Raw genomic sequence first — 23,002 nt, forward strand, 5'->3', positions numbered from 1 at the left:
GATTTATTCAAAAAATATTCAACAAAATCAAAAGCGCATTCATCTAGTAAAGTAAGAAAATACCAAAAACAAAACCATCCTGCACTATCCTTCTATAATCAATAAAAAATATATTATTTTTTCAAACAATCTATTTCATTTTAACATATTTAATAATTATCACATTCTTAATTTAACATCATAGTACAGGATACTTTATCAAAAATGAACGATTAGATTTGAATAACAAACCCATTAAAATTTTACAAAAGTGGCAAAAATCACAACCTTATTTCTTTGTTTTTTTTCCTGGACTTTTGTCTTTGCTGCGTCTTCGAATGGCAATTTGAATGATACTATTAAAAACAGAAAATCTGTATGGTTTGATTTTGGAACTTCTGTAAAAAACTCAAAAGGAACCATAATCAATACTGCTTTGGTTTACGATCCAAATGTGGGCTATGGCTTTGATTTTAATACGGTTTCAAACATCAAAATGGATCCCAATTCTTTTTCAACAAAAAAAACAACTTACTTTTCTGTGAAACTTCCCGAAGGAAATTATCAAATTGAAGTTGTTATGGGTAATTCAGTAAAAGAATCCAACGCAACCATAAAAGCAGAATCCCGAAGATTAATGCTCAATCAACTTGCTATTCAAAAACAAAAGTCGGTTACAAAGATTTTTAACGTTAACATCAGAACTCCCAAAATAGATGACAATCAAAACATTACATTAAAAGATCGCGAAAAAGACATTTTCGATTGGGATAATAAACTCACGCTTGAATTTTTGGGTGAAGTTTCGATTCAAAGTATAAAAATTACTTTAAAAGATAATTTGACAGTTGTTTATCTCACAGGAGATTCAACGGTTACCGATCAGGATGTTGAGCCGTGGGCTTCGTGGGGACAATTTATTACGAATTATTTTGACACAAATATTGTTATCGCAAATTATGCATATTCAGGTTCTTCTTTAAGTTCTTTTAAAAATTCAAATCGTCTAAAAAAGATCCTTTTACAAATAAAAAAAGGCGATTATTTGTTTGTGGAATTTGGTCATAACGACGAAAAAATAAAAGGCGCAGGAAATGGTGCGTGGGAATCTTATTCTGATTTATTGACTGAATTTGTTCACGCTTCAAAAGAGAAAGGTGCGATTCCGGTTTTGGTAACACCTACACAACGTCGGTTTTTTAATGAAAATGGAACTTTAAAAGAAACGCATGGCGATTTTCCTGCTGCCATGCGAGCTGTGGCTCAAAAAAATAATGTTGCGCTTATTGATATTACAAAATTAACGACTGAACTTTACGAAACCTGGGGCGATGAAGTTTCCAGAAAAGCTTTTGTGCAATACCCAGCCAATACTTTTCCCGGACAGGAAAAAGCGTTGGATGACAATACACACTTTAATAGTTTTGGAGCAAACGAAATTGCGCTTTGCATTATTAAAGGAATTCGCGAACTTGGTATTCCTTTAAAAAAAAATATCAAAAAAGAAATTTCAAATTACAATCCTAAAAAACCAAATTACATTTCAAGCTGGACTTTACCTATGAGTAACCGCTTTGAAATTGCCAAACCAGATGGTAATTAATCATCACATAATCAATTATTATGCTGCTAAAAACTACACTTCAAACTATTGCAATTGCTGCGTTTTTACTTTTTGTAACTCAAAAATCTATCGCACAGCAAACAGATAAAATTTACCTTTCGGGAAAAGATTTTGAGCATCCTGTACAATGGGATTTTTATTGTACGGGTGGAAATAACAGCCAGAAATGGTCTAAAATAAATGTGCCGTCGCAATGGGAATTAGAAGGTTTTGGCGAATATACGTATGGTCGCTGGTACAAAGAACTGAACCAAAAAGAGCCCAGTAAAGAAGAAGGTTTATATAAATATGAATTTGAAATTCCGGCAGATTATAAAGATAAAGATGTCGTGATTGCCTTTGGTGGTGCGATGACGGATACGGAAGTAAAAATCAACGGAAAACTGGCCGGGGCGATTCATCAGGGCGGATTTTATGAATTTAAATATGACATTTCATCTTTATTGAAATTTGGCTCTAAAAATATTTTAGAAGTTCATGTTTGGAAACATTCTGCAAATAAATCAGTTAACGCAGCTGAACGTCGTGCAGATTGGTGGCTTTTTGGAGGAATTTATCGTCCGGTTTGGTTAGAAGTTTCTCCTAAAACTCATATTGAACATATTGCGGTTAATCCGAAAATGGACGGTTCAATTACAGTTGATCTGAATTTGAAAAACATTCCGAAAAACACGGTTTTGGAAGCGACGCTAAAAGGTTTCAATGGAGAAAATTTCGAAACTTTTACTTTTCCGCTTAAAGCGAAAACTATAAGAGAATCTATATCTGCAAAATGGAAAAACATTAAACCGTGGAATCCGGAAAATCCTAATTTATATGATTTACAACTTGTTTTAAAACAAAACCAAACCGTGCTTCATCAATATAATAAACGCATTGGTTTTAGAACTTTAGAATTCAAAAAACAGGACGGAATTTATGTAAACGGAACAAAAATAATAATGAAAGGAATTAACCGTCATTCGTTTTGGCCGGAAGGCGGAAGAAGCACCAGTAAACGAATCAGTGAATTAGACGGGAAATTATTGAAGGATATGAATATGAATGCGGTTCGCGGACATTATCCTCCAGACGAACATTTTCTGGAAGTTTGTGATTCTCTTGGTCTTTTTGTTTTGAATGAATTAGCGGGCTGGCAAAATTCTTATGATACAGAAACGGGAACTAAATTAGTGACGGAAATGGTGACACGAGATGTCAATCATCCGTCGGTCATTATTTGGGATAATGGCAATGAAGGCGGTTGGAATTATGATGTAGATAAAGTTTTTGCAGAAAATGATCCGCAAAAAAGAATTGTAATTCATCCATGGGCCGATTTTAATGGTTGGGACACGCACCACTACCCGACCTATTTGACTGGAATGCATCGTTTTAATGCTGGCGAAAATGTATTTTTTCCAACGGAATTTATGCACGGAACTTACGACAACGGGCACGGAGCGGCTCTGGAAGATTTTTGGAATCGGTATAAAGAAAGTCCGCTTTTTGCCGGAGGATTTATGTGGGCAATGCTCGACGAAGCCGTAAAACGCTCTGACTGGATGGGAGATGTAAAATTTGATTCGAAAGGTTCGCTTGCCGCTGATGGAATTTTGGGACCTCATCGTGAAAGAGAAGGAAGTTATTATACAGTAAAAGAAGTCTGGGCTCCTATTCAGTTTCTGCCAAAACAGGTTACTGAGGATTTTAACGGTTCTTTTTTAATTTCTAATGATTATCTTTTTAGTAATTTGAATTCCTGTAAAATGGAATTTAAGGTTCTAAAATCAGATAATAATGTTCTTTATTCTGATGGAACTTCAAAGGAAATTAGTTCTGGAAAAATTGAAATTCCAAGTATTGATCCGGGGGAAACGCGTAAAATTCAATTTGCTGTTCCGAAAAATTTTGCTGAAGGCGATGTTTTGTCCATCTCTGCTTATGATCAATTCAATAAAGAAATTTATACCTGGACATGGCCCATTCACAAAGCAAAATATTATGCTGCTAAATTTTTAGTTATTGAAAATACAAAAGCTAAAGCAACGGCAACTAAAACAGGAAATGAAATCATTATAAAAGGGAATAATGTAACAGTAACTTTAGATGCTTTGACGGGAGAAATCTCTTCTATAAAAAATAAAACTTCAACAATTTCGCTTACAAATGGCCCTCGTCCAATTGGGATGAAAGCTAAATTAAAAGATATTCAGGTTTCGCAAGAAGGTGAAAAAGCCATTTGTACTGTAAATTACACAGGTGGTTTATCTTCCATTAAATGGATTATGGAACCTGACGGAAGATTCAAAATGGAATTAATTGCCTTGAAAAATGCGTCTGGAGGCGAAGGTTTTGACGGTGCTTTTTTTGAAGATAAAATCAGCGCGTTTGGAATCACGTTTAGTTTTCCTGAAAAAGAAGTTACAGGCATTAAATGGTTTGGAAGAGGCCCTTATCACGTTTGGAAAAACCGAATTAAAGGAACAACGTACGGCATTTGGGAGAAAGCCTATAACAATACCATAACGGGCGAAAGTTTCGAGAATTTGATTTATCCTGAATTTAAAGGGTATCACGCTAATGTTCTGGCGGCTAATTTAAAAGCAGGAACCTCATCGTTTAAATTTTTCAGCGAATCTGATAATTTATTCCTGAGGTTATTTACACCTGATTTACCTAAAAATGGTTTTCAGGGAAGTTATCCGCAACCGCCATTTCCAGATGGTGATATTTCGTTTATGTATGAAATTCCTGCAATGCGGGATTTTAAACCTCTAGAACAACAAGGCCCACAAAGTCAGCCAACTAATATTCGCATTAAAAGTGGTGATGACGGGATTAAAATGAATTTGTGGTTTGATTTTAGAGGATAAGGCTCGACGGTTTTTTGCCACGAAGGCACTAAGGCACAAAGGTTTTTATTTAATTTTTTGTATATAAACTAAAGTTTACAAAAAGTTTTGCGAAAAAAACTTCGCGCCTTAGTGCCTTCGTGGCAAAACCCGCAAAACCCTTAACCTTTAACTTTCACTTGTATAGAACTATCATTAATCTCAAACTGCGTATTCTTCAAAAGCAAAATCATTTCGGCTCCTGCCAATAAAACGGGACCATAGCCATGTGCGGCGTATAAATTTACGGGACGATAGTAATAAAATGCAGGATCAAAACCCATTCCGGTTCCTACGCAGGTTCCTTCTACCTGACCTTTTGCATTTACTTTTGAAGCAACTGCATTCCACGCTAAAACAACGGCGGGCGTGTAAGCCAGTTTGTCGACATAACCGCGATTAATGGCTCTGGCAATGGCATAAGTATATATGGCTGTCGCCGAAGTTTCTAAGTAGGTATCATTTCTATCTAATAATTGATGCCAAAAACCGGTTCCGTCCTGATATTGCAATAAACCTGCAATGTGTTTTTGAAGCTGTGCTAAAACCTGCGGATATCCGGGATGATTTTTCGGTAAAACTTCTAATAATTCTACCATTGTCATCACTGCCCAGCCATTGGCTCTGGCCCAATGAAACTCAGGATGAACCTGCATAGATTCTACCCAGCCATGCATATAAATTCCTTTTTGAGAATTAAACATTCTTTGAGAAAACTGATTGACCTGCTTTACGGCATCATCATAATATTTTACATCGCCTGTATAACTGCCCATTTGCGCAAGCGCTGGCACACTCATAAACATATCATCTAACCAAAGTGTGTTGTCCTGCGGACGGTTTCTGGCGAGTGTTCCGTCTTTTAAGCGAAATTCTTTTTCGCTGATATACTTTATAAAATTATTGATTACTGGATCGACATTAGCATTCATTCCTGCTTTTTTGGCTTTTATAAATGCAGCACACAAAGCACCCGCATCGTCTAAAGCTCTTGGATTTAAAACGGTATGTACGGGAGAATCTTTTATGTTTTCGGTTTTATAATTCTCCACCACATCTGCAATGAGTTTTATGCGTTTATTTGTATAATCTGCATATTGTTTGTTTCCGGTTGCTTCGGCTGCTAAAAGCATTCCTGCGTAGGTTACACCCCATTCGTAACTTGTTAACCGAAATGCTCCGGGTGCAAATTTGATTTTTCCCTTTACTTTTTTAAAATCTTTTATTTCTGCATTATCACTAACATTTATAACTTGTGAAGCTGTGTTTTCTTCGAGAAAAACATAAACCCTATTCAATACATTTTCGATATTATTCTTTTCAGGAATTACATACGGCGTTACATAATCGGGCTGCATTAAATGTAAGGGTGTTGTTACGTCGTTTGTTTGGGCATTTATAGAAAAACATATTCCGAAAGTGAAAAATGTTATTATTTTGGCTGATTTATACCTCATAATTGTAGTTGGTTAAAAACCTGAGTTCGATTATTAATAAATTGACTTCTAGTTTCATTTTTTTGATTATCCTGCAAGGTTTTTTTCAACCTTGTAGGTTTAAATATATTAGCATACCTACAAGGTTGAAAAAAACCTTGCAGGAATTATAACATTATATGTAAAAACCTTTTTTAATGATTATTTAATCTAAATGAAAAACTTCTTTTAATGAAACGGCAACTGGCGAATTATCCGGATTGGTTTCCATTATATCAGCCATATATTCCCACCACCTTTTTACTATTGGATGATTGGGCAAATACTTCTGGTCAAAGTCGGGGCTAATTTTCTGGACTGCAAAAAGTATCAGGCTTTCTTCATCTAAAAAAATACTATAATCCTGAATTCCCGTTTCTGAAAGTAGTTTTGCCAATTCCGGCCAAATTTCGTCATGTCTTTTTTTATATTCTGCTTCAAAACCAGGCTTTAATTTCATTTTAAAAGCATTTCGAATTGTTGCGTTGTTTTGCATATTCTAATGTATTGTGAAGTTATTAAAGCAAACACGAATTTCACTAATTAGCACAAATCTGGATGGTTATCTTAATTTGTTCAATTAATTTCACAAACTAGTAATTCGTGACAATTCGTGAAATTCGTGTTTGAATAGTATTAATTAGAAAATCAACACTAATTTCACTAATTAGCACAAATCTATTTGGTAACTTTGCTTGTGAAATTATTTCTCGAACCATAATTCGTGACAATTCGTGAAATTCGTGTTTGAAATTCGTGTTCAATAAATCTAGTATCCAGGATTCTGCATGGCGTCTTTTTCTGAGGCGGTCAATGGTCTTCCGTTTGTGTAAACTCCATCAAGGAAAGTTTGCGGAATAGGACGCAGATAATGGAAATCCTGAATGTTTGGGTTCGCTTCAATATTGTAGGCTTTAGCTCTGGCTATCAAAGTTTTGGTTCTGCTTAAATCTTCCCAACGGTGAAATTCTCCGCAAAGTTCTCTCGTACGTTCGTTAAGTATCAAACACAACATTCGGTCATAATCACCTGCATATCCTAATTTTGAAATTACAGCCTGATCTTCTAAAGGCAAAGCTCCAATACTGGTAATTGCGAGACTTGTTGCGGCTGTTGAAACAGGAATGTTATTTGACTCATAATAGGAATTTTCAGGAACAAAAGAAATCGGAATTCCTGCCTGACCTGTCGTTGTATAGGCTGCAGAACCATCTGTATAAGCAGCACGATTTTCTCCTGCTTTGTATTGGGCACGAGTTCTTACGGCGTTGATATAAGGTAATGCATCCGAAAATGTAGCCCCGCCTATTTGTGCCAAACGTATTTTTGCTTCTGCTGCCTGCAAATAGGTTTCTGCAGAACGCGCTAAAATAATATCACGCGAGCCTTTAGTGTTACTCAAATCGATTCTGTTTCCATCTAAATGTTTGCTTAAAGACGGAAATCTTACATCGGCCATCAAACCAATATTGTCTGCGGCATAAGCTACATAAACACTCGGAACTGTTTTTCCGGTTTTTACATCAACTATGGCATCAGTATTTTTAGTTTTTGCAAAACGGGTATCTCCGGCATTATTAACGATATACATGATTCCTAAATCACCGTTATTATAATAATTTCCGGATTTGTTGTTGATAATACTTTTGGTCTGGAAACTTTTCCAGAAACGGGAATCGTTTACATGATCGTAAACATCATATACAAAATAAGTTGGCGCTAAACGGCTAAAAGGTCTTCCTCCTGCAAGATTACGTCGCATTTGCGGAAGCTGATCATAGGTAGAAAGAAAATGCAAATGCTGCTGATTTCCTCCTGTCGTTAATGTACTGGCATTAAATTGGGCTGACAAAATTAACTCCGGAAGTTTTTCATTTGCTCCATCTGCAATAGTATAATTCCATAACTCTCCAAAATTTGAAGCCAATGGATGATGTGCAATTACTTCATCTGATAAAGTGACCACTTGTTGTAAATCTGTGAGTTTTGTGGCCGAATTCCAGGTATCATTTATTTCACTGGCACGTGTTAAATAGGCTTTTGCTAAATAATGTGCTGCTGCATCTTTTGTAATTTTTGCCGGAGCGCCTGCATTACTCAATAAATTATAAGCTTGTGTAAAATCTGCAATTACCTGTTCTAAAACTTGTTGCGGGGTTGCTCTGGTAAATTCTAATTCAACTTTAGAACTTGTGGTTAATTTTAAAGGAACACCTCCATATTGATTTACTAATTTTAAATAATTAAAAGCTCTTAAAAAGTAGCCTTCACCTAAAGCTGTTTTTTTAATCGCATCGTTGGTTGATACAATTGCTGTTGCCGATTCAATCAGTTGATTGGCATTCCCTATTCCGATATATAAATTATCCCAATTGGTATTTGCAGCAACTGTATTGGCATTAGAAACGGTTACAAATGCCTTAAATCCTGAAGAATAAGAATTCCAGATCCAATTGGATGGATCTCCTCCCGCATGAAATTCATCTGTTCCTGATTCTGTTGCCGTAAGCGGAATTTCTGTTGCAAATTCTGCAGCAAATACCTGATAATAAGTTCCAATTGCCAAAGCCTGAATTCCGGCTTCGGTTTTATAATATTCCTGAGTATATGCTGTAGTTAATTCTTCGTCAAGAAAATCTTTGTTGCATGAACTGCTTAAAAGTAAAACAGTAACAAGCATCAAACTGATATATTGTTTTTTATAATTTTTCATAATGATTTTTTTAGTTTAATTAGAATTCTACATTTAAACCTAAAGTCACACCTCTGTTTGAAGCTGTTGTCTGCGTATCCAGATCTGTCCATTTAACTTTGGAGAAAATCATTCCCGGATTTGTCGCCTGACAGTATAATTTCATTTTAGAAATTCCCAGTTTTTGTATTAAATCTTTATCAAAATGATAGCCTAAAGAAATGTTTCTCATTTTTAAGAATGCTCCATTTCGATAGCCTAAAACAGGAAAATAAGGGTCTCCTGTTCCGGCAGAATAAATTGGTTTTTGATACTCGGCATTTGTATTATTATCTGTGTAATAATTAATGGCTCTCTGACTGCCTTTTGCGCCTTCGTTTTCTCCTAAAGTATCATACAAGTAACCCATTCGACCGTAAACAAAGAAAGATAATTCAACATTTTTGTACACGAAAGTATTGGTTAAACCCACAATATATTTTGGATCTTTTGAACCGATAATAACGCGATCATTATTAGCATCAATTTTATAATCTCCATTTTGATCAACAGGTCTGGCATTTCCAAATGAAAAAATATTCGAACCTGCTGCGGTATTAAATTTTGCCATTTCTACTGCATCTTCAGGTTTCCATATTCCGTTTGAAGCAAAACCGTAAATTACATTTTGCGATTCCCCAATAAATAAATTGTTATTTATATCATCAAATTTCCCATTTTGAAGCGATACAATTTTACTTTGCTGATACGATCCACTAAAATTAGAACTCCATTCAAAATCTTTTAAAGTTACGTTTACAGTATTCAACGTAAGTTCGACTCCGTTTCCTTCTGTTTCACCAACATTTTGATACGTATCTTTTACACCAAGAGTAGTAGGAACGCTGCTTTTTAATAACAAATCTGTGGTTTTACTGGTGTAATAATCTAAAGCACCTGAAATTCTGTTATTAAACATAGAAAAATCAATTCCGTAATTAAACTGCGAAGTCTGCTCCCAGCCCAATTGCAAATTCCCAAAAGAAGTATTATTTGTAACACCGGATCCGTTTGGATAAACGATTCCTATTAAAGGCGGCTGAGTAGCATAAGCAGGAACTGCAGCATTACCGGTAACACCATACCCTACTCTCATTTTTAATTGATTAAGCCAGGTCGCATTTTCCAGAAATTTTTCTTTGTTGATCACCCACGCTACAGAAGCACTCGGGAAAAAAGCCCATCTTTTGTCTGGAGCTAATTGCGAAGCCCCGTCAAAACGACCAGAAGCTGTTAGCAAATATTTGTCGTCATAACCGTAATTCACTCTTCCCATGTAGGATAACAAACCTGTATCGGTTAAACCGGAAGAATAACCTGCAAGCGTAACATTAGCTGGATTTAAGGCATTCCATTTGTTGGCAGGATTTTTTATATCATTCGCAGACATTGAACTTTGCTCATTGTGATATTCTGTCTGACTCATTAACAAAGTGGCTCCGAAGTTATGATTTCCTACTGCTTTGTTGTAAAAAATCAGATTATCCAGCGTGTACGAAATTGATCTTTCATTGTATAAAGAAGCAAAACTTGTTCCGGAACGAATGGCCGATTTTCCATCTAAATAAACACCATCACGATAAGACGTAATATCGGGACCAAAATTAATTCGGTATTTTAAACCATCCAGTTTAGAGGAAAAAGCACCAAAATCCAACTGTGCATATAAACTACCAAAAGCACGTAATGAAACACGCTGATCCTGAGAATATTTATCTTCATCAACAGGAGTTCTTATTGTAGAATCTCCTCCGGGATTATCGATTCGTACTCCGTTATTGTCATATGGCACCGCGTATGGAAGATTTGTACGGGCTGTAGCATAAATTCCAGTAGTAGTTGTAACGGCAGTTCTACCCACATTTGATTGTCCGTATTCATTAACGCCATAACTTGTGTTAAGACTTACTCCCATCTGAAACCATTTTGTTGGTGTAATGTCAACACTTGCTGTACCACTATAACGCACGTAGCCCTGCCCTTTTAATGTTCCGGTATTATTGAGATATCCAAAAGAACCGTAGGCTTTCATTTTTTCTGTTCCGCCGCTTACGCCAATGGTATGCTGTTGTGTAATTCCGGTTCGGGTTACAAATTTTGTCCAGTCTGTAGTTCCAACTTTTGAGCCATCCCAGGTTGCGGTTAAATTTCCGTCGCTATCTCTCCATCCTTTTTCGATATTGGCCCACGCAGAAGGATCGGCGGAAGCCAGAAAAATTAATTTGTCATTTTCAATTGTTGGTGCATCTCCTTTTGGAAAAGCACCGGGATTGGAATAATACCTTCCCCAACGGCGAAATTCTATATATTCTGCCGAATTCATCATGGGGGCATTTTCATGAATAGTTTCAAACATAATCGAAGTATCATAATTTAAAGTAAATCTTCCGTTTTTACCTTTTTTTGTCGTTACGATAATAACTCCGTTTGCACCACGTGAACCATAAATAGCAGTGGCAGAAGCATCTTTTAAAACATCAATCGTTTCAATATCCGTAGGGTTCAAAAAATCGATTCCACCTGAATTCGGATCCACACTAATTTTCCCTGTACTTGAATCGGTAATTAATCTTGAGTTTAACGGAATCCCATCTACCACATAAAGCGGGGCATTGGATGCGGAAATAGAACGTGCGCCACGAATAGTAACCGTTCCAACCGTACCCGGACGCTCATTTGTCGTAATATCTACTCCGGCTGCTTTTCCTTGCATTGCCTGTACTGCATTTACAACGGGCCTTGAAGCGATTTCTTCAGCTCCTACGCTTACAATAGACCCCGTAAGATCCTTTTTCTTTTTTACACCATAACCAACGACAACAACTTCTTCGAGAGAATTATCCTCTTCCTTAAGGACAACATTGTAAACATTTGAATTTCCAACAGTGATTTCCTGTTTTTTAAAACCAATAAAACTGTAAACAAGAACAGCACCTGATGCAGCACTAATGGAATAACTTCCGTCCATATCTGTACTTACGCCATTCGGGGTTCCTTTAATGAGGACATTAACTCCCGGAACAGGCAATCCGGTTCCGTCTGTAATTGTACCTTTAACTACTTTGTTCTGTGCAAAAGCTGATGCATGAAGGAGTGCAATCAAAGCTATCACCAGCAGAAAACTTAATTTGTTTTTCATAAAAGTTAATTTGGTTAATTAATAGTTAGCTACTCAAATTTATCCAGAAGTAATTTTCTTACCATCCTGTAGTATCCTGTTAGTTTTCAATGTATTACAACATATAATTAAGATTTTTTTAACCAAAATAATCGTCAACTACTTGATTTTCAATAAACAAGAAAGCAAACAAAACAAAATAGTAATATCAAAACAAAATGATATTTTAATTATAGATATGATATTTTTATCTTTAAAAAATTATCAAATAAAAATACGATCGTATAAATTGGTAGTTATTTTGTATTTGTAAAAATTTACACAACAAAACACACGTTGATAATTTAAAAATTAAATAATAATGGTTTTGCAGGATGGGATTTTTATGCATTAATTATACTTTTACTAATGAAGAAAAATACCTTTTAAAATCATTTTTTATGAAGAAATCAAGCGCATTAAAAAATCTAAAAACCATATTATTTTTTATTTGTTTTTGGATGACAATTCCGGTGGAATCTCAGCATAAAACTCCCAACGGATATATATTTACTTATTTTAAAGGAAATGGAGAAGATGGTCTACATTTGGCTTATAGCGATGATGGTTACAAATGGATTGCTTTAAAAAATGACACATCATTTTTGACTCCCGAAGTTGGTAAAGATAAACTGATGCGTGATCCCTGCCTGATTAAAGGTGGCGATGGCTTATATCATATGGTCTGGACGGTGAGCTGGACTGATAAAGGCGTTGGTTACGCTTCTTCTAAAGATTTGATTCATTGGTCGAAACAAGAATTTATTCCTGTAATGTCTCACGAAGAAAAAACCCGAAATACATGGGCGCCGGAGATTACTTATGATGAAAAATCGAAAACTTATATGATATATTGGGCATCAACAATTGATGGAAAATTTCCCGAAACAAAATCAGAAGAAGAAAAAGGATACAACCACCGAATTTATTATACAACAACTAAAGATTTTAAAAAGTATTCTAAAACAAAATTGCTTTACGAACCCGGATTTAATGTGATCGATGCCACAATTGTAAAACAAGATCAGGAATTTATAATGTTTTTAAAAGATGAAACCCGAAATCCGGTACAGAAGAATATAAAAATTGCACGAAGTAAAAACCTAACGGGACCTTACAGCAAAGCAAGTAAACCTATTACAGGAAATTATTGGGCAGAAGGACCAACAGCAATTAAAATTGATAACAACTGGATTGTTTATTTTGACAAGTATACTTTGAAGAAATACGGTGCTGTAAAAGAAGCTTCAAATGGCTGGGAAGATATTTCGGAACAAATTAGTTTTCCCAAAGGAACACGTCACGGAACTGTTATTAAAGTTTCTACCGATGAAATTAATACTTTGAAAAAACAGTAAATAATTTAAAAAAGCGTTCCGATTTAAATACGGAACGCTTTTCTTTTATTTCTTAACAGGCATTAAAACAATATTAGGTTTTGGTACAGGTTTCATGTCTTTTCCCATATAAAAACTCGTATGCGGCGGTTGGTTGTAACCAACGTTTTGCCAGGCAATACTTAATCTGTATTGCGGATCATGCATTAAAGTATATTGCCTGATTTCGGTTGGAATTGTGGTCGAATAAATTCGTAATTCTTTATTGTCTTCAGATCTTAAAATTAATTCTTCCCGCCAATCACCCAAAATATCTGCAGAAAGTGCCGGAGTCGATTTTGTACCGTTATTTGAAGCTGCTCCCGTTGCTGTAAATAATCTGCCAACATTGTATTTATCAATATAATTAGCATTCAAAAGTTCTCTTGAAGAATCGCCATCCCAATAAATTAAAAAATTAGTTGATGTTGGCGCTTTTCCAATCGGCTTGCCTTTTATATCATGCAAATCTGGAGATCCAGACCACCAGCATTGCGCTCCTTTTCGGGTTGGATCAATATTATCGGCAACACCACGGCCGACATCTTCGTTTGGAGAATCTGTAAATAAAACTTTGCCATCTGCAGCAGCAAACAAAGTAACTCCCGGGCCTGTTGTTCCGTTTTCAATTTCATGAATCCCAAATGCTTCCAAACCCGGAATATCGGGATCAAGATCAGAAACATGTAACGCATCACCGTGTCTAAAACCAGTGGTGTACAAACCTTTTCCATCGTCATCAACGCACATTGCGCCATAGATTATTTCATCTTTTGCGTCGTTATCAACATCAGCAACCGTAAGTCCGTGATTTCCCATTCCGGAATACGGATTCTCGGCATCTTTACTATCAAAAACCCATCTCGAAGTGAGTTTGTTATTTTTAAAATCCCAGGCTGCCAAAACCGTTCTTCCATAATAACCTCTACACATCACAACGCTCGGATGAATTCCGTCTAAGTACGCAACACAAGCTGTAAAACGATCAATTCTGTTTCCTTTGGTATCATTTCCTCCGCTGCCTCCTCTTCCGCCCCAACCTGCGAGATCGCCTCTTTCTGCGATGTAATCAACCGTTGTAATCAGTTTTCCATTTCTTCCATTAAAAACCGAAAGATATTCGGGACCTTTTAGAATTTTTCCATAAGTTGGCGATTTCTCATCCCGATCAACCCAATCTTTTGATGCATCGCCTACTACATTATTTACACTGTCTGTTGTTCCGTCGGCAGTTTTGCAAACCAATTCAGAAATCCCGTCACCATCCAAGTCATACACCATAAACTGTGTATAATGTGCGCCTTCGCGGATATTTTTCCCTAAATTTATTTGCCATAAAAATTTCCCATCCAAAGTATAAGCCTGAAATATAGGCGGATCTGTAATTCCGGTATGCGAATTATCATGCGCTTTTCCTGTCATGTGTACAATCAAATCGTAACGTCCATCACCATCTAAATCTCCCACCGAAAGATCATTTGGTATATAACCTTCAACAGGTTTTAAAACAATTGACAAATACTCTTTATCCTGACTTTCGGCTGGAATTGTAAAACTTCCTTTTGCATCCGTTTCTTTTCCTTTTAAAACCGTTTTTACAAACCAGGTATTTTCTTCCTTAGGATTTACTTTCGTATCAATAAAATTTGTCGCTCCAAGAATTGGTTTTTCATTCAGTTTTATTGCTTTTTTTGTTCCGCTTTTACGGTATAAATTAAAAGCCAAATCATCAGGATCTGTTCCTAAAACGCGCCAGCCTATAAAAAACTGATTATTGTTTTTTACTGCGATTATACCACGGTCAAGGTTTTCCATTTGTCTTTGGGCAAAAATAGAACTGGATGAAAGTAATAACAAGAGTAGAATTGTATTTTTCATAATTAGTTTTTTTTTTGTTGGATTGTAATGGCACGCGGATGACGCGGGTTTAGGCAGATTGTCGCTGATTTTTTTTATTTTTTTTCGCTGTATTGTCATTTCGACAGAGGAGAAATCACATAACGTAACCACACAGTTCGTCGCTCTCTGGATGCGATTTCTCGTTCCTCGAAATGACAAAACAATAAAAAATCCGCGTTAACCCGTTTAAACCCGCGTCATCCGTGTGCCATTTCTCAATCAAAACATTTTCTTAAATCCCTCACTTTTTACTTTCCAGGTCCCATCTTTCGGGAAACCGGGATTTTCTTCAGTCGATGCATCCCAACCGGCGCACATCATAGCGACAGCTGTCAATAATCCGCCGTTTCCGGGAAGGTATAATGTTAGTCTTTCTGCCTGATAATTATGTCCGTTTTTTAAATACGTATTTGTTGTTACGTTCATAAAAAGGGCATCAATCGCTTTTTCCGGCATTTGCAAACGAGCGGCAGACATTGCTGTCATCGGGAAATCCCAACCCCAGGTTTTGTCCCACGACCATGTTTTCCAAACCAGATCAAACGTATTTTTCATGATTTTTTTATCTAATAGAGAGGTTTCAGGAAGCATTCCGAAAGTTCCCAATACCGATGGATGATCGGTTTTGAATTCCGGATTTGTGTATGAATCTGTCGCACTTTCTGTAGCCAGATAAATATGATCTGAAACGGGTAATTTTGATAATTTAGCCAAAACGGTTTCCCATTTTTCAGGTACTTTCTGATTTAGTTTTTTCTTCCATGCGATTGCTGTTTTTAAGGCCCAATTCCAATATGCCAATTCATATGTTGGATTAAAAATTTCCATCGCCTTAAAGCGTTCTTGAGCAGGAATTACACCCGGTCCCAAAACATAGCGATCATTTTTAGCATCATAATTAGCAAACGAAGCCATAAAATCTGCCGTAGCAAAAACGCGTTCGCTATACAAATTCAATGTTTTATTTGTTGGATTTGCCCTGTATATTAATTCGGCATAAGTAATAAAATGCGGCTGTTGCCAAATTAAAAATGAACCTACAGACGACGGACTTTCATTTCCATCAGGATCTGTCATCTTTTGCCATCTTGCACCTTCAAAGCCTTGTCTTTTGGCTATGTTTTTTGCTTTATCAAAAACCTTTTGATACCATGGCAGGCTTTTTTCTAATAGTTCCGGTCTGTTCCAAAGTGCAAAATGAACGCCATGCCACCAATGCATCTCCAAATGCGGTTTTCCGTACCAACTGTTATACGTTAATCCTGTTTCCTGTGGCGGAACTTTTCCTGTGCATTGCACTTTAGTCAAATATTGAGACAGAATAACCCGTCTTTCTAATTCAGATGCACGCTTATCTGTACTTCCCGAAAAATCTACTGCTGCTCCACTTTTCCAGAATTGTTCCCAGCCTTTTATACTGCTGTTTTCAATTTCTGCGAAAGTAGAATTTGCTGCTTTTTTTTCTGCTAAAGCAAAAAGACAGCTCAATTCTAAAACATTCGTATTCGAAGCTTCAACTACAAAATAATGATCTGAGGTTTTTTTAATTTGCGCATTTCCTTTCCACATCAAATTTACATGATAAGAAATACTGTCCATTATGTGCGTTACAACAGCTTCATTTTTAGACTTTTCTACAAGAGTACTTTTATAATCTTGTTTTCCTTCCCATTGTGTTCCCATATCTGCCCAATCTCCGGTTGGAAACGGAATTCTTAAGCTAATTTTCAATCGTTTTTGCTGCAATAAATCTGATTTTACTTTTACGCCAATTGCATCTTTTTCCTGATGAGAAGCTGTTAAAACTGTTACCGGAATGCCTTCTACTTCAAAATAACTTTCGATTTCTCCCGTCCATAAATTCAGTTTTTGTGCAATTGATTTGATATCTTCCGGTTTTGCCTGACTTCCGTCTTTTTTAGTAATTTCAAAACCTAAATTTCCTAATTGCAGTAAATGCGGATTTTGACGAAACCAATTCACTGCTTCGACTCTTCTCACCGGTTCTTTTATTTGAACGGTATATGAAATGTCTCTTCCGTATTGTTTATAATCTCTTAAAGTCTCTGAAAATTTATAATTATTGGTGTTTTTATAACTGTCCCAACCCCATTCTGACTGCGTTCCTAACGGGATTCCGTTTTGATATTTTTTAGGGAAAGTCTGCAAGCCTGTAGCGTCTACAGTAAAAGCAAAAGCGCCATTACCTACAGTTAACGAAGCCAAAGTATCGATAGCGGTAATTTGCACGTTATGTCTTGTTACTACTGCTTTTCTGTCTATTTTTTGTGCAAACATCGAAGCAGAAAATAGAAATAAAGTAATTAATTGATATTTTTTCATTTGAATATAGGGTTAGTTTTGATAGTTTCAGGTTCTGATTTGCGGCAGCTTTGTCAAAGTTTTAAACTTTGACAAAGCTTTGACATGCATTATCTAATTAATAATTTATATATCGTCCCTCTGGGACTTTAATTCCTATGGGTAAAATGTTTCTATAAATATATTGCTCCTCTGGAGCTTTTTTTTATCACTATCTAAGCTTTGTCAAAGTTAGCCACGGATTATCTAATTATCTCATTGACACATTATCTAATTAAAGTAACACTCATCAAACCAATCACAACATCATTTGCGATAGTTCTCAAAGTCAAACTTTTTAATGTTTTATTTTTATCCAAAGGCAAATCCAAAATTGTTCCTGCACCACCATCAACTCCATAATTTGAGAAACCTTTTATGGTTTTAAAATTTTTAAAATCTCTTGTAATTTCTCCTGTTTTTAAATAAACTCTTGGCGGTTTTGGCGCATCAGTTGTAAACGCCAATCCGTCGATAAAATAATCCTGCTCTATTGGCCACCAATTTTCAGGATTCTTCAACAACAAAACATCCGAAGTTCCATCGGTATAATTGACTTTTATTTCACCATTTACAATTCGGCTTTGCATTGGGTTTGTCGTTCCTGCCATCATAAAATAAGCGTGAGAAGCTTTTCCGTCAAGCGGAATAGCAATACTTTCGGGAAAATTATCCCACATCGAAGTGAAGATTATATTTTTTTGATTTTCATCAGAAGGCGTTTGAAACGGAATTCCGTTTGGAGTTGTGATTTGTCCCTTTGCTTTTGCTTTTTCGCGCAATCCCTTGTCATCAATTTTTACCAAAACATTTGGATAACACCAATTTCCGATTCCTTGTTTTGGAAGTTGAAGCGTTACTGTTTTCGGTCTTGGTGAAAGATATTCGTAATTAAAAATATCGGTTACTTTTGAATTGAAAAAGGATGAAAGAGAAATTGTTTCTGCACGTACCGATTTATCCAAAGGTTTATCCCAATCTGTGACTTTTTCATTTGATTGTTCTTTTGCTTTTATGTTTAAGTGTATCGGTTCCCACCAAAAGAATTCTCCCTGTTTCAATTTTACAAAAAATATCTTATTTCCCTCTCCGTTTACAGTCGCATGAAGCATTTTTTCTTTATTCGAAATTTCTCCCAAAACAGATTGCGGATCATAAACAGAAAGGATTTGAGATTTAAAAACCAGCATATCCAGATTTTCTCCTGAAGTGTAAAATGTTTTAGGACGCATTTGCTCTATCGTTCCTCCGCGCCAGGTAACAACAATATCATGAACTTTAGCGTACGCTGTTTCTATACTGATTTTTGGATTTCCAATACTTTGAGAAATAGCTCTATAACTTGCTATTTTACCATTTACCATAACACTTTGAATGTTTTCGAAAGGAGCGTTTACAACCAAACACAAATTCATTTGTGTTCCTAAACGATTCTCAATATGATACGTTTCTTTCTTATTTTCTCTTTTGAAAGAAAAAGTAATATCCGGAATTTCTAAAGAAACTTCGTTCCATTTTGAAGGAAAACCGGGTTTAATGGTTAAAACTCCTTTCAGGGCATCAGGCTGAATTCCGTAAAGTCCTTCGACTAAAGTTCGCGACGCCATGCCAATTGGGTCTGCAAAATCGCGATATAATTCTCCACGTATTGCGTCCTGATACAACAGCTGCTCAAAACCTCCCGGGGATGCGCCCAAATACATACTTTCGATCAAAACACTTTCCCACATTTTGTAAGCTTCTTCACTTTTTCCGCCTTGCCAAAAAGCCAATGAAGTATGCAATTGTTCGGCCAGAGCCACATTATTAATCGACCAGGTATAAGGCTGCCAATTGGTTGTACTTATTACGTACAAATCTTTTTTATCCAATCCTTCTACTGAAATTGGAATATGCGGAATTTGTTTATCGACATAATTCAGCATTTGATAACTTTCAAAAGGATTTGATAATTCTGAATCTATCGTATGATAAATGCTCCAGATTCCGGGAACATCGTGTAATAATCTGTTTCCGAGAGCGTCTTTATATTCGGCAAAAATTCCTTTTTTGGGAATCCAAAGCTGATCGTTTGTGGCTTTTAAAATTTTGTCGGCTTCATTAGAAAATGGCTTTGTATCTGCGTTTACAATTTTGGCAACCTCAGCAACGGTTTTATTCGCATAATAATTATATGCCGAAGAATGAATCACGCCTCCACCACTGTATTGCAGTGCATCGCTTGCCCAAATAGTTGCGTATGCATCGTAAAGTCCGTCATTATCGGGATCAAAATTTCGTTTTTCCCAGTTCAAATGTCTTTGAATTGTGGGCCACATTTCTTTCATAAAAGCAACGTCGCCCGTCCATTTAAAATGGCGCAACATCTGATCTATAAAAACCAGATTCATATCATAATGATGCGCCAAAGTATTTTTATTTGGGTTTCGGCTAATATAACCGCTGCTAAACATCGAAGTTCCGATTTCTTCTTTTTGGCGTGCTAAATTCTTTTCTGTATCAAAAACAACCGGACCACTTTCTGGCGATAAAACCTGCGAGTTGCTGTAACTTGTAAAATGTGTTTTTGCCCTGTCATGCCATCCCAAAGGATCTGCAGTATAAGCACCACGCCAGGCATTTAGGTACATTCGCCATGCAATGGCACCATGAAGATATGCAGGACTTTCCCAAATTCCGTCGGCTGCAATTGAAAGCGCTGAGCCTAGTGTATTAATATATGGATCAGGAGTTTCGACTTTAACTCTATTTGCTAAAGTCTGTGTTTCCTTAACTGATTTTTCGTAAAGTTCTGCTATTGTTTTTTGGCTAAAATTATCTTTTGAATCTTCTGATAAAAATAAAAAATATTGTGCTTTTTCATCAATTGAGTTTCTTTTTCCTGCAATAACCGGCAACGATTCTGCATTAGAATTAAACAATTCCAAAGGAGAATTTTGACTGTTTGCATTGGCTAAATGCATTTGATATTCAGGAAAAAATCCGGTTATATTTTTATTATTTCCCGTTTTTTGTTTGTTGCTTTCTGAACCATATTCCAACAAAAATGAATCTTTTTTTAAAGTGTATTTATTGTTGGTGCAATATTCCGGTTTTAAATAAAAAACAGATTCAGGATCTGCGCCAATATCACCGTCACGGCTGGATTTTTTGCCTGTTGCGCCGCCAAATACCCAAATTAAATTGGTACTTTTTGACACGTTTTTACCGTAGACTTTTACGATAAAACCCTCTTTTTCTTTTAAAGCAACGACATCAATAAACAATTTTCCGGATCCTAAAACCGGATCCTGAATTTGATATTGCATTATTCCCAAAACATATCTTGTTTCAATTTTTGAAGCTTCGGTAATCCATTTATTCTCTTTTCCGTTTACTAAACCAAACTTTAAATTTCCGCCCATTCCGGGCATGTACATTGCTAATTCCGGCAAATCTCCTGTTTCTACCCTAAATCCTGTATTTGAGCCATACAATGCTCTATTGAATTTTCGTGTACCATTTTTAAGCACAAAACTATTTCCGTCCGGAACATAGTGTATTTTTCGGGACGTTTGTTTTTCCTGACTAAAAGATAGCGTTGAACATAATAAAAATATGCAAATCAAAATTGGAGTGTAATGTATTTTAGTAATGGTAAGCTTCATGCACGATTGGGTGTTACTTATAATTAATCATCAACTAAATCCTAAATATTTGACAATTCAATTGCAATTTCTTTGTTTTTTTATGTTTTACCATCCTGTACCTACCTGATTTTTACAATTTAATAATTTATAATTCGATAATATTTTAACATCATAGCACAGGATAGTATATAAAAATGGAATAGTTAGTTTTGAAATAGTTTCAGGTTTCAGGTTTCAGGTTTCAGGTTTCAGGTTTCAGGTTTCAGGTTTCAGGTTTCAGGTTTACTTAGCTTTTTCAAAGTTTTAAACTTTGAAAAAGCTAGAGCTTCACATTATCTAATTATCTAATTGACAAATTATCTTCATTCATGAAATCGATTAAAATTCTTTCCGTCTTTTCTCTCGCTTTATTACTTTTTAGTTTCATAGAAAATCAAAACTCCAAACCAACTGTTTTTATGGTCGGCGATTCTACAGTAAAAAATGGCAAGGGCGACGGAACTGGCGGACTTTGGGGCTGGGGAGATTATATTGGTCAGTTTTTAGACACTACAAAAGTTAGCGTAGAAAACCATGCCTTGGGTGGAACAAGCAGCAGAACTTTTCAGGATAAAGGTTTATGGACACCAGTTTTAAACAAATTAAAAAAAGGCGATTATGTTTTGATTCAGTTTGGACATAATGACGGCGGACCAATAAATGATAGTCTTCGCGCACGCGGAACGATCAAAGGCATTGGAAATGAAATGCAGGAAATTGATAATATCCTGACCAAAAAACACGAAACCGTGCATACTTACGGCTGGTATATTCAGAAAATAGTTAGCGAAGCAAAATCAAAAGGAGCGATTCCGATAATTTGTTCGCCAATTCCAAGAAACGATTGGAAAAACGGTAAAGTTCCACGCAACAATACTTCATACGGATTATGGGCAAAACAAATTGCCGAGAAAGAAAAAGTCACTTTTATTGATTTGAATAATAAAATGGCTTTGGAAATGGAAAAAATGGGTGAAGTAAAAGTAACAGGAACTTATTTCTATAAAAAAGATCATACGCATACCTCGGCAAAAGGTGCTGTACTTTCGGCTTCTATTATTATTAATGGATTAAGGGAAAGTAAAAATTCCCTGAAAAATTATATTTTGAAAGATCCAAAAATTGTTTTTCCTCCAAAGAAAAAAGTATTCTTAATTGGAGATTCTACCATGGCAAATAATAACGATGAAAATGCTGTAGGCTGGGGCGTCACTTTTCCTACATTTTGCGATACCACCAAAATTGAAGTTATTAATAAAGCACGAGGCGGAAGAAGCACAAGAACTTTTGATCACGAAGGCCTTTGGAATGAGGTTAAAAACCAATTACAGCCCGGAAATTTTGTCTTAATTCAGTTTGGTCATAATGATGCGGGAGCTGTTGATAAGGAAAAATTCAGAGGTTCTTTAAAAGGAAATGGAAATGAAACTCAGGAAGTTGTTCTGCCGGACGGATCAAAAGAAATTGTTCATACTTTTGGCTGGTACATGGAGAAATTTATTCGCGAAGCCAAAGAAAAAGGTGCGGTTGTAATTGTATTAAGTCAAACTCCAAGAAACGAATGGCCCAACGATAAAGTTGAAAGACGAACAGAAACTTATGGAAAATGGTCGAAAGAAGCGGCTGATAAGGAAGGTGTTCTTTATATCGATTTAAATGAAATTGTAGCATTAAAATACGAAGCTTTAGGAAAAGAAAAAGTAAAAGCCTTTTTTCCAAAAGATCACACTCACACTGGTTTTGAAGGTGCCAAATTAAATGCCCAAACCGTTGCAGAAAGCATTAAAAAGTTAGGTTATGAATTATGAGTTATGAATTATTTTATCACTAAACTAAAAACTCATAATTCATAACTAATA

General features: G+C 35.9%; 11 protein-coding genes. 4 read left to right on the forward strand and 7 right to left on the reverse strand.

Annotation, left to right across the window (positions count from 1 at the left end; translation table 11 throughout):
* Positions 1-250 precede the first annotated feature (250 nt).
* Both RT99_RS19930 and RT99_RS19935 read left to right on the forward strand, forming a co-directional pair.
* Complete coding sequence (locus RT99_RS19930; protein ID WP_082036990.1) at positions 251-1,582, forward strand: rhamnogalacturonan acetylesterase; 1,332 nt, start codon at positions 251-253, stop codon at positions 1,580-1,582.
* Positions 1,583-1,602: 20 nt separating this feature from the next.
* Positions 1,603-4,458, forward strand: coding sequence for a glycoside hydrolase family 2 TIM barrel-domain containing protein (locus RT99_RS19935; RefSeq protein WP_042566506.1), 2,856 nt, complete (start codon positions 1,603-1,605; stop codon positions 4,456-4,458).
* A gap of 140 nt (positions 4,459-4,598) precedes the next feature.
* Here RT99_RS19935 and RT99_RS19940 read toward each other — a convergent pair whose 3' ends face one another.
* From RT99_RS19940 to RT99_RS19955, 4 genes are all read right to left on the reverse strand, one after another.
* A complete protein-coding gene (locus RT99_RS19940) occupies positions 4,599-5,933 on the reverse strand; it encodes a glycoside hydrolase family 105 protein (RefSeq protein WP_042566507.1) in 1,335 nt (444 codons plus the stop codon).
* Between the two features lie 184 nt (positions 5,934-6,117).
* On the reverse strand, positions 6,118-6,447 hold the full coding sequence (gene rhaM / locus RT99_RS19945) for an L-rhamnose mutarotase (RefSeq protein ID WP_042566508.1): 330 nt from the start codon (positions 6,445-6,447) through the stop codon (positions 6,118-6,120).
* Between the two features lie 273 nt (positions 6,448-6,720).
* Positions 6,721-8,664: a RagB/SusD family nutrient uptake outer membrane protein gene (locus RT99_RS19950; protein ID WP_042566509.1), complete on the reverse strand. Its 1,944-nt coding sequence runs from the start codon at positions 8,662-8,664 to the stop codon at positions 6,721-6,723.
* 19 nt (positions 8,665-8,683) lie between these two features.
* The gene (locus RT99_RS19955) at positions 8,684-11,821 is read right to left on the reverse strand and encodes a TonB-dependent receptor (RefSeq protein WP_042566510.1); all 3,138 of its coding nucleotides are present in this window, start codon (positions 11,819-11,821) and stop codon (positions 8,684-8,686) included.
* 419 nt (positions 11,822-12,240) lie between these two features.
* Between RT99_RS19955 and RT99_RS19960 the strand changes: the two genes are divergently transcribed.
* Entirely contained in the window at positions 12,241-13,197 is a 957-nt protein-coding gene (locus RT99_RS19960; protein ID WP_082036993.1) for a glycoside hydrolase family 43 protein, read from the forward strand.
* A 45-nt stretch (positions 13,198-13,242) separates the two neighbouring features.
* Here the strand turns inward: RT99_RS19960 and RT99_RS19965 are convergent, their stop codons facing one another.
* The 3 genes from RT99_RS19965 to RT99_RS19975 all read right to left on the reverse strand — a co-directional run bounded on the left by RT99_RS19965 (position 13,243) and on the right by RT99_RS19975 (position 21,122).
* A complete protein-coding gene (locus RT99_RS19965) occupies positions 13,243-15,093 on the reverse strand; it encodes a rhamnogalacturonan lyase (RefSeq protein ID WP_042566542.1) in 1,851 nt (616 codons plus the stop codon).
* A gap of 240 nt (positions 15,094-15,333) precedes the next feature.
* Complete coding sequence (locus RT99_RS19970) at positions 15,334-17,457, reverse strand: hypothetical protein (protein ID WP_042566511.1); 2,124 nt, start codon at positions 17,455-17,457, stop codon at positions 15,334-15,336.
* A 245-nt stretch (positions 17,458-17,702) separates the two neighbouring features.
* Positions 17,703-21,122 carry a DUF4450 domain-containing protein gene (locus RT99_RS19975; protein WP_042566512.1) on the reverse strand — a complete coding sequence of 1,140 codons (3,420 nt, stop codon included), beginning with the start codon at positions 21,120-21,122 and terminating at the stop codon, positions 17,703-17,705.
* A 350-nt stretch (positions 21,123-21,472) separates the two neighbouring features.
* On the opposite strand from RT99_RS19975, the gene RT99_RS19980 reads away from it, so the two are divergent.
* The gene (locus tag RT99_RS19980) at positions 21,473-22,951 is read left to right on the forward strand and encodes a rhamnogalacturonan acetylesterase (RefSeq protein ID WP_042566513.1); all 1,479 of its coding nucleotides are present in this window, start codon (positions 21,473-21,475) and stop codon (positions 22,949-22,951) included.
* The last annotated feature ends 51 nt before the right edge of the window (positions 22,952-23,002 follow it).

It is taken from the genome of Flavobacterium sp. MEB061, from assembly GCF_000834715.1.
GTDB classification, from domain to species: Bacteria; Bacteroidota; Bacteroidia; order Flavobacteriales; family Flavobacteriaceae; genus Flavobacterium; species Flavobacterium pectinovorum.

What these genes read in the sequence shown, in the direction of transcription:
- RT99_RS19935 (WP_042566506.1), top strand. Translation starts at nt 1,603, where the DNA reads ATGCTGCTAAAAACTACACTTCAAACTATTGCAATTGCTGCGTTTTTA.
- RT99_RS19970 (WP_042566511.1), bottom strand. Translation starts at nt 17,457, where the DNA reads ATGAAAAAATATCAATTAATTACTTTATTTCTATTTTCTGCTTCGATG.
- RT99_RS19960 (WP_082036993.1), top strand. Translation starts at nt 12,241, where the DNA reads ATGAAGAAATCAAGCGCATTAAAAAATCTAAAAACCATATTATTTTTT.
- rhaM (WP_042566508.1), bottom strand. Translation starts at nt 6,447, where the DNA reads ATGCAAAACAACGCAACAATTCGAAATGCTTTTAAAATGAAATTAAAG.
- RT99_RS19940 (WP_042566507.1), bottom strand. Translation starts at nt 5,933, where the DNA reads ATGAGGTATAAATCAGCCAAAATAATAACATTTTTCACTTTCGGAATA.
- RT99_RS19950 (WP_042566509.1), bottom strand. Translation starts at nt 8,664, where the DNA reads ATGAAAAATTATAAAAAACAATATATCAGTTTGATGCTTGTTACTGTT.
- RT99_RS19955 (WP_042566510.1), bottom strand. Translation starts at nt 11,821, where the DNA reads ATGAAAAACAAATTAAGTTTTCTGCTGGTGATAGCTTTGATTGCACTC.
- RT99_RS19975 (WP_042566512.1), bottom strand. Translation starts at nt 21,122, where the DNA reads ATGAAGCTTACCATTACTAAAATACATTACACTCCAATTTTGATTTGC.
- RT99_RS19965 (WP_042566542.1), bottom strand. Translation starts at nt 15,093, where the DNA reads ATGAAAAATACAATTCTACTCTTGTTATTACTTTCATCCAGTTCTATT.
- RT99_RS19980 (WP_042566513.1), top strand. Translation starts at nt 21,473, where the DNA reads ATGAAATCGATTAAAATTCTTTCCGTCTTTTCTCTCGCTTTATTACTT.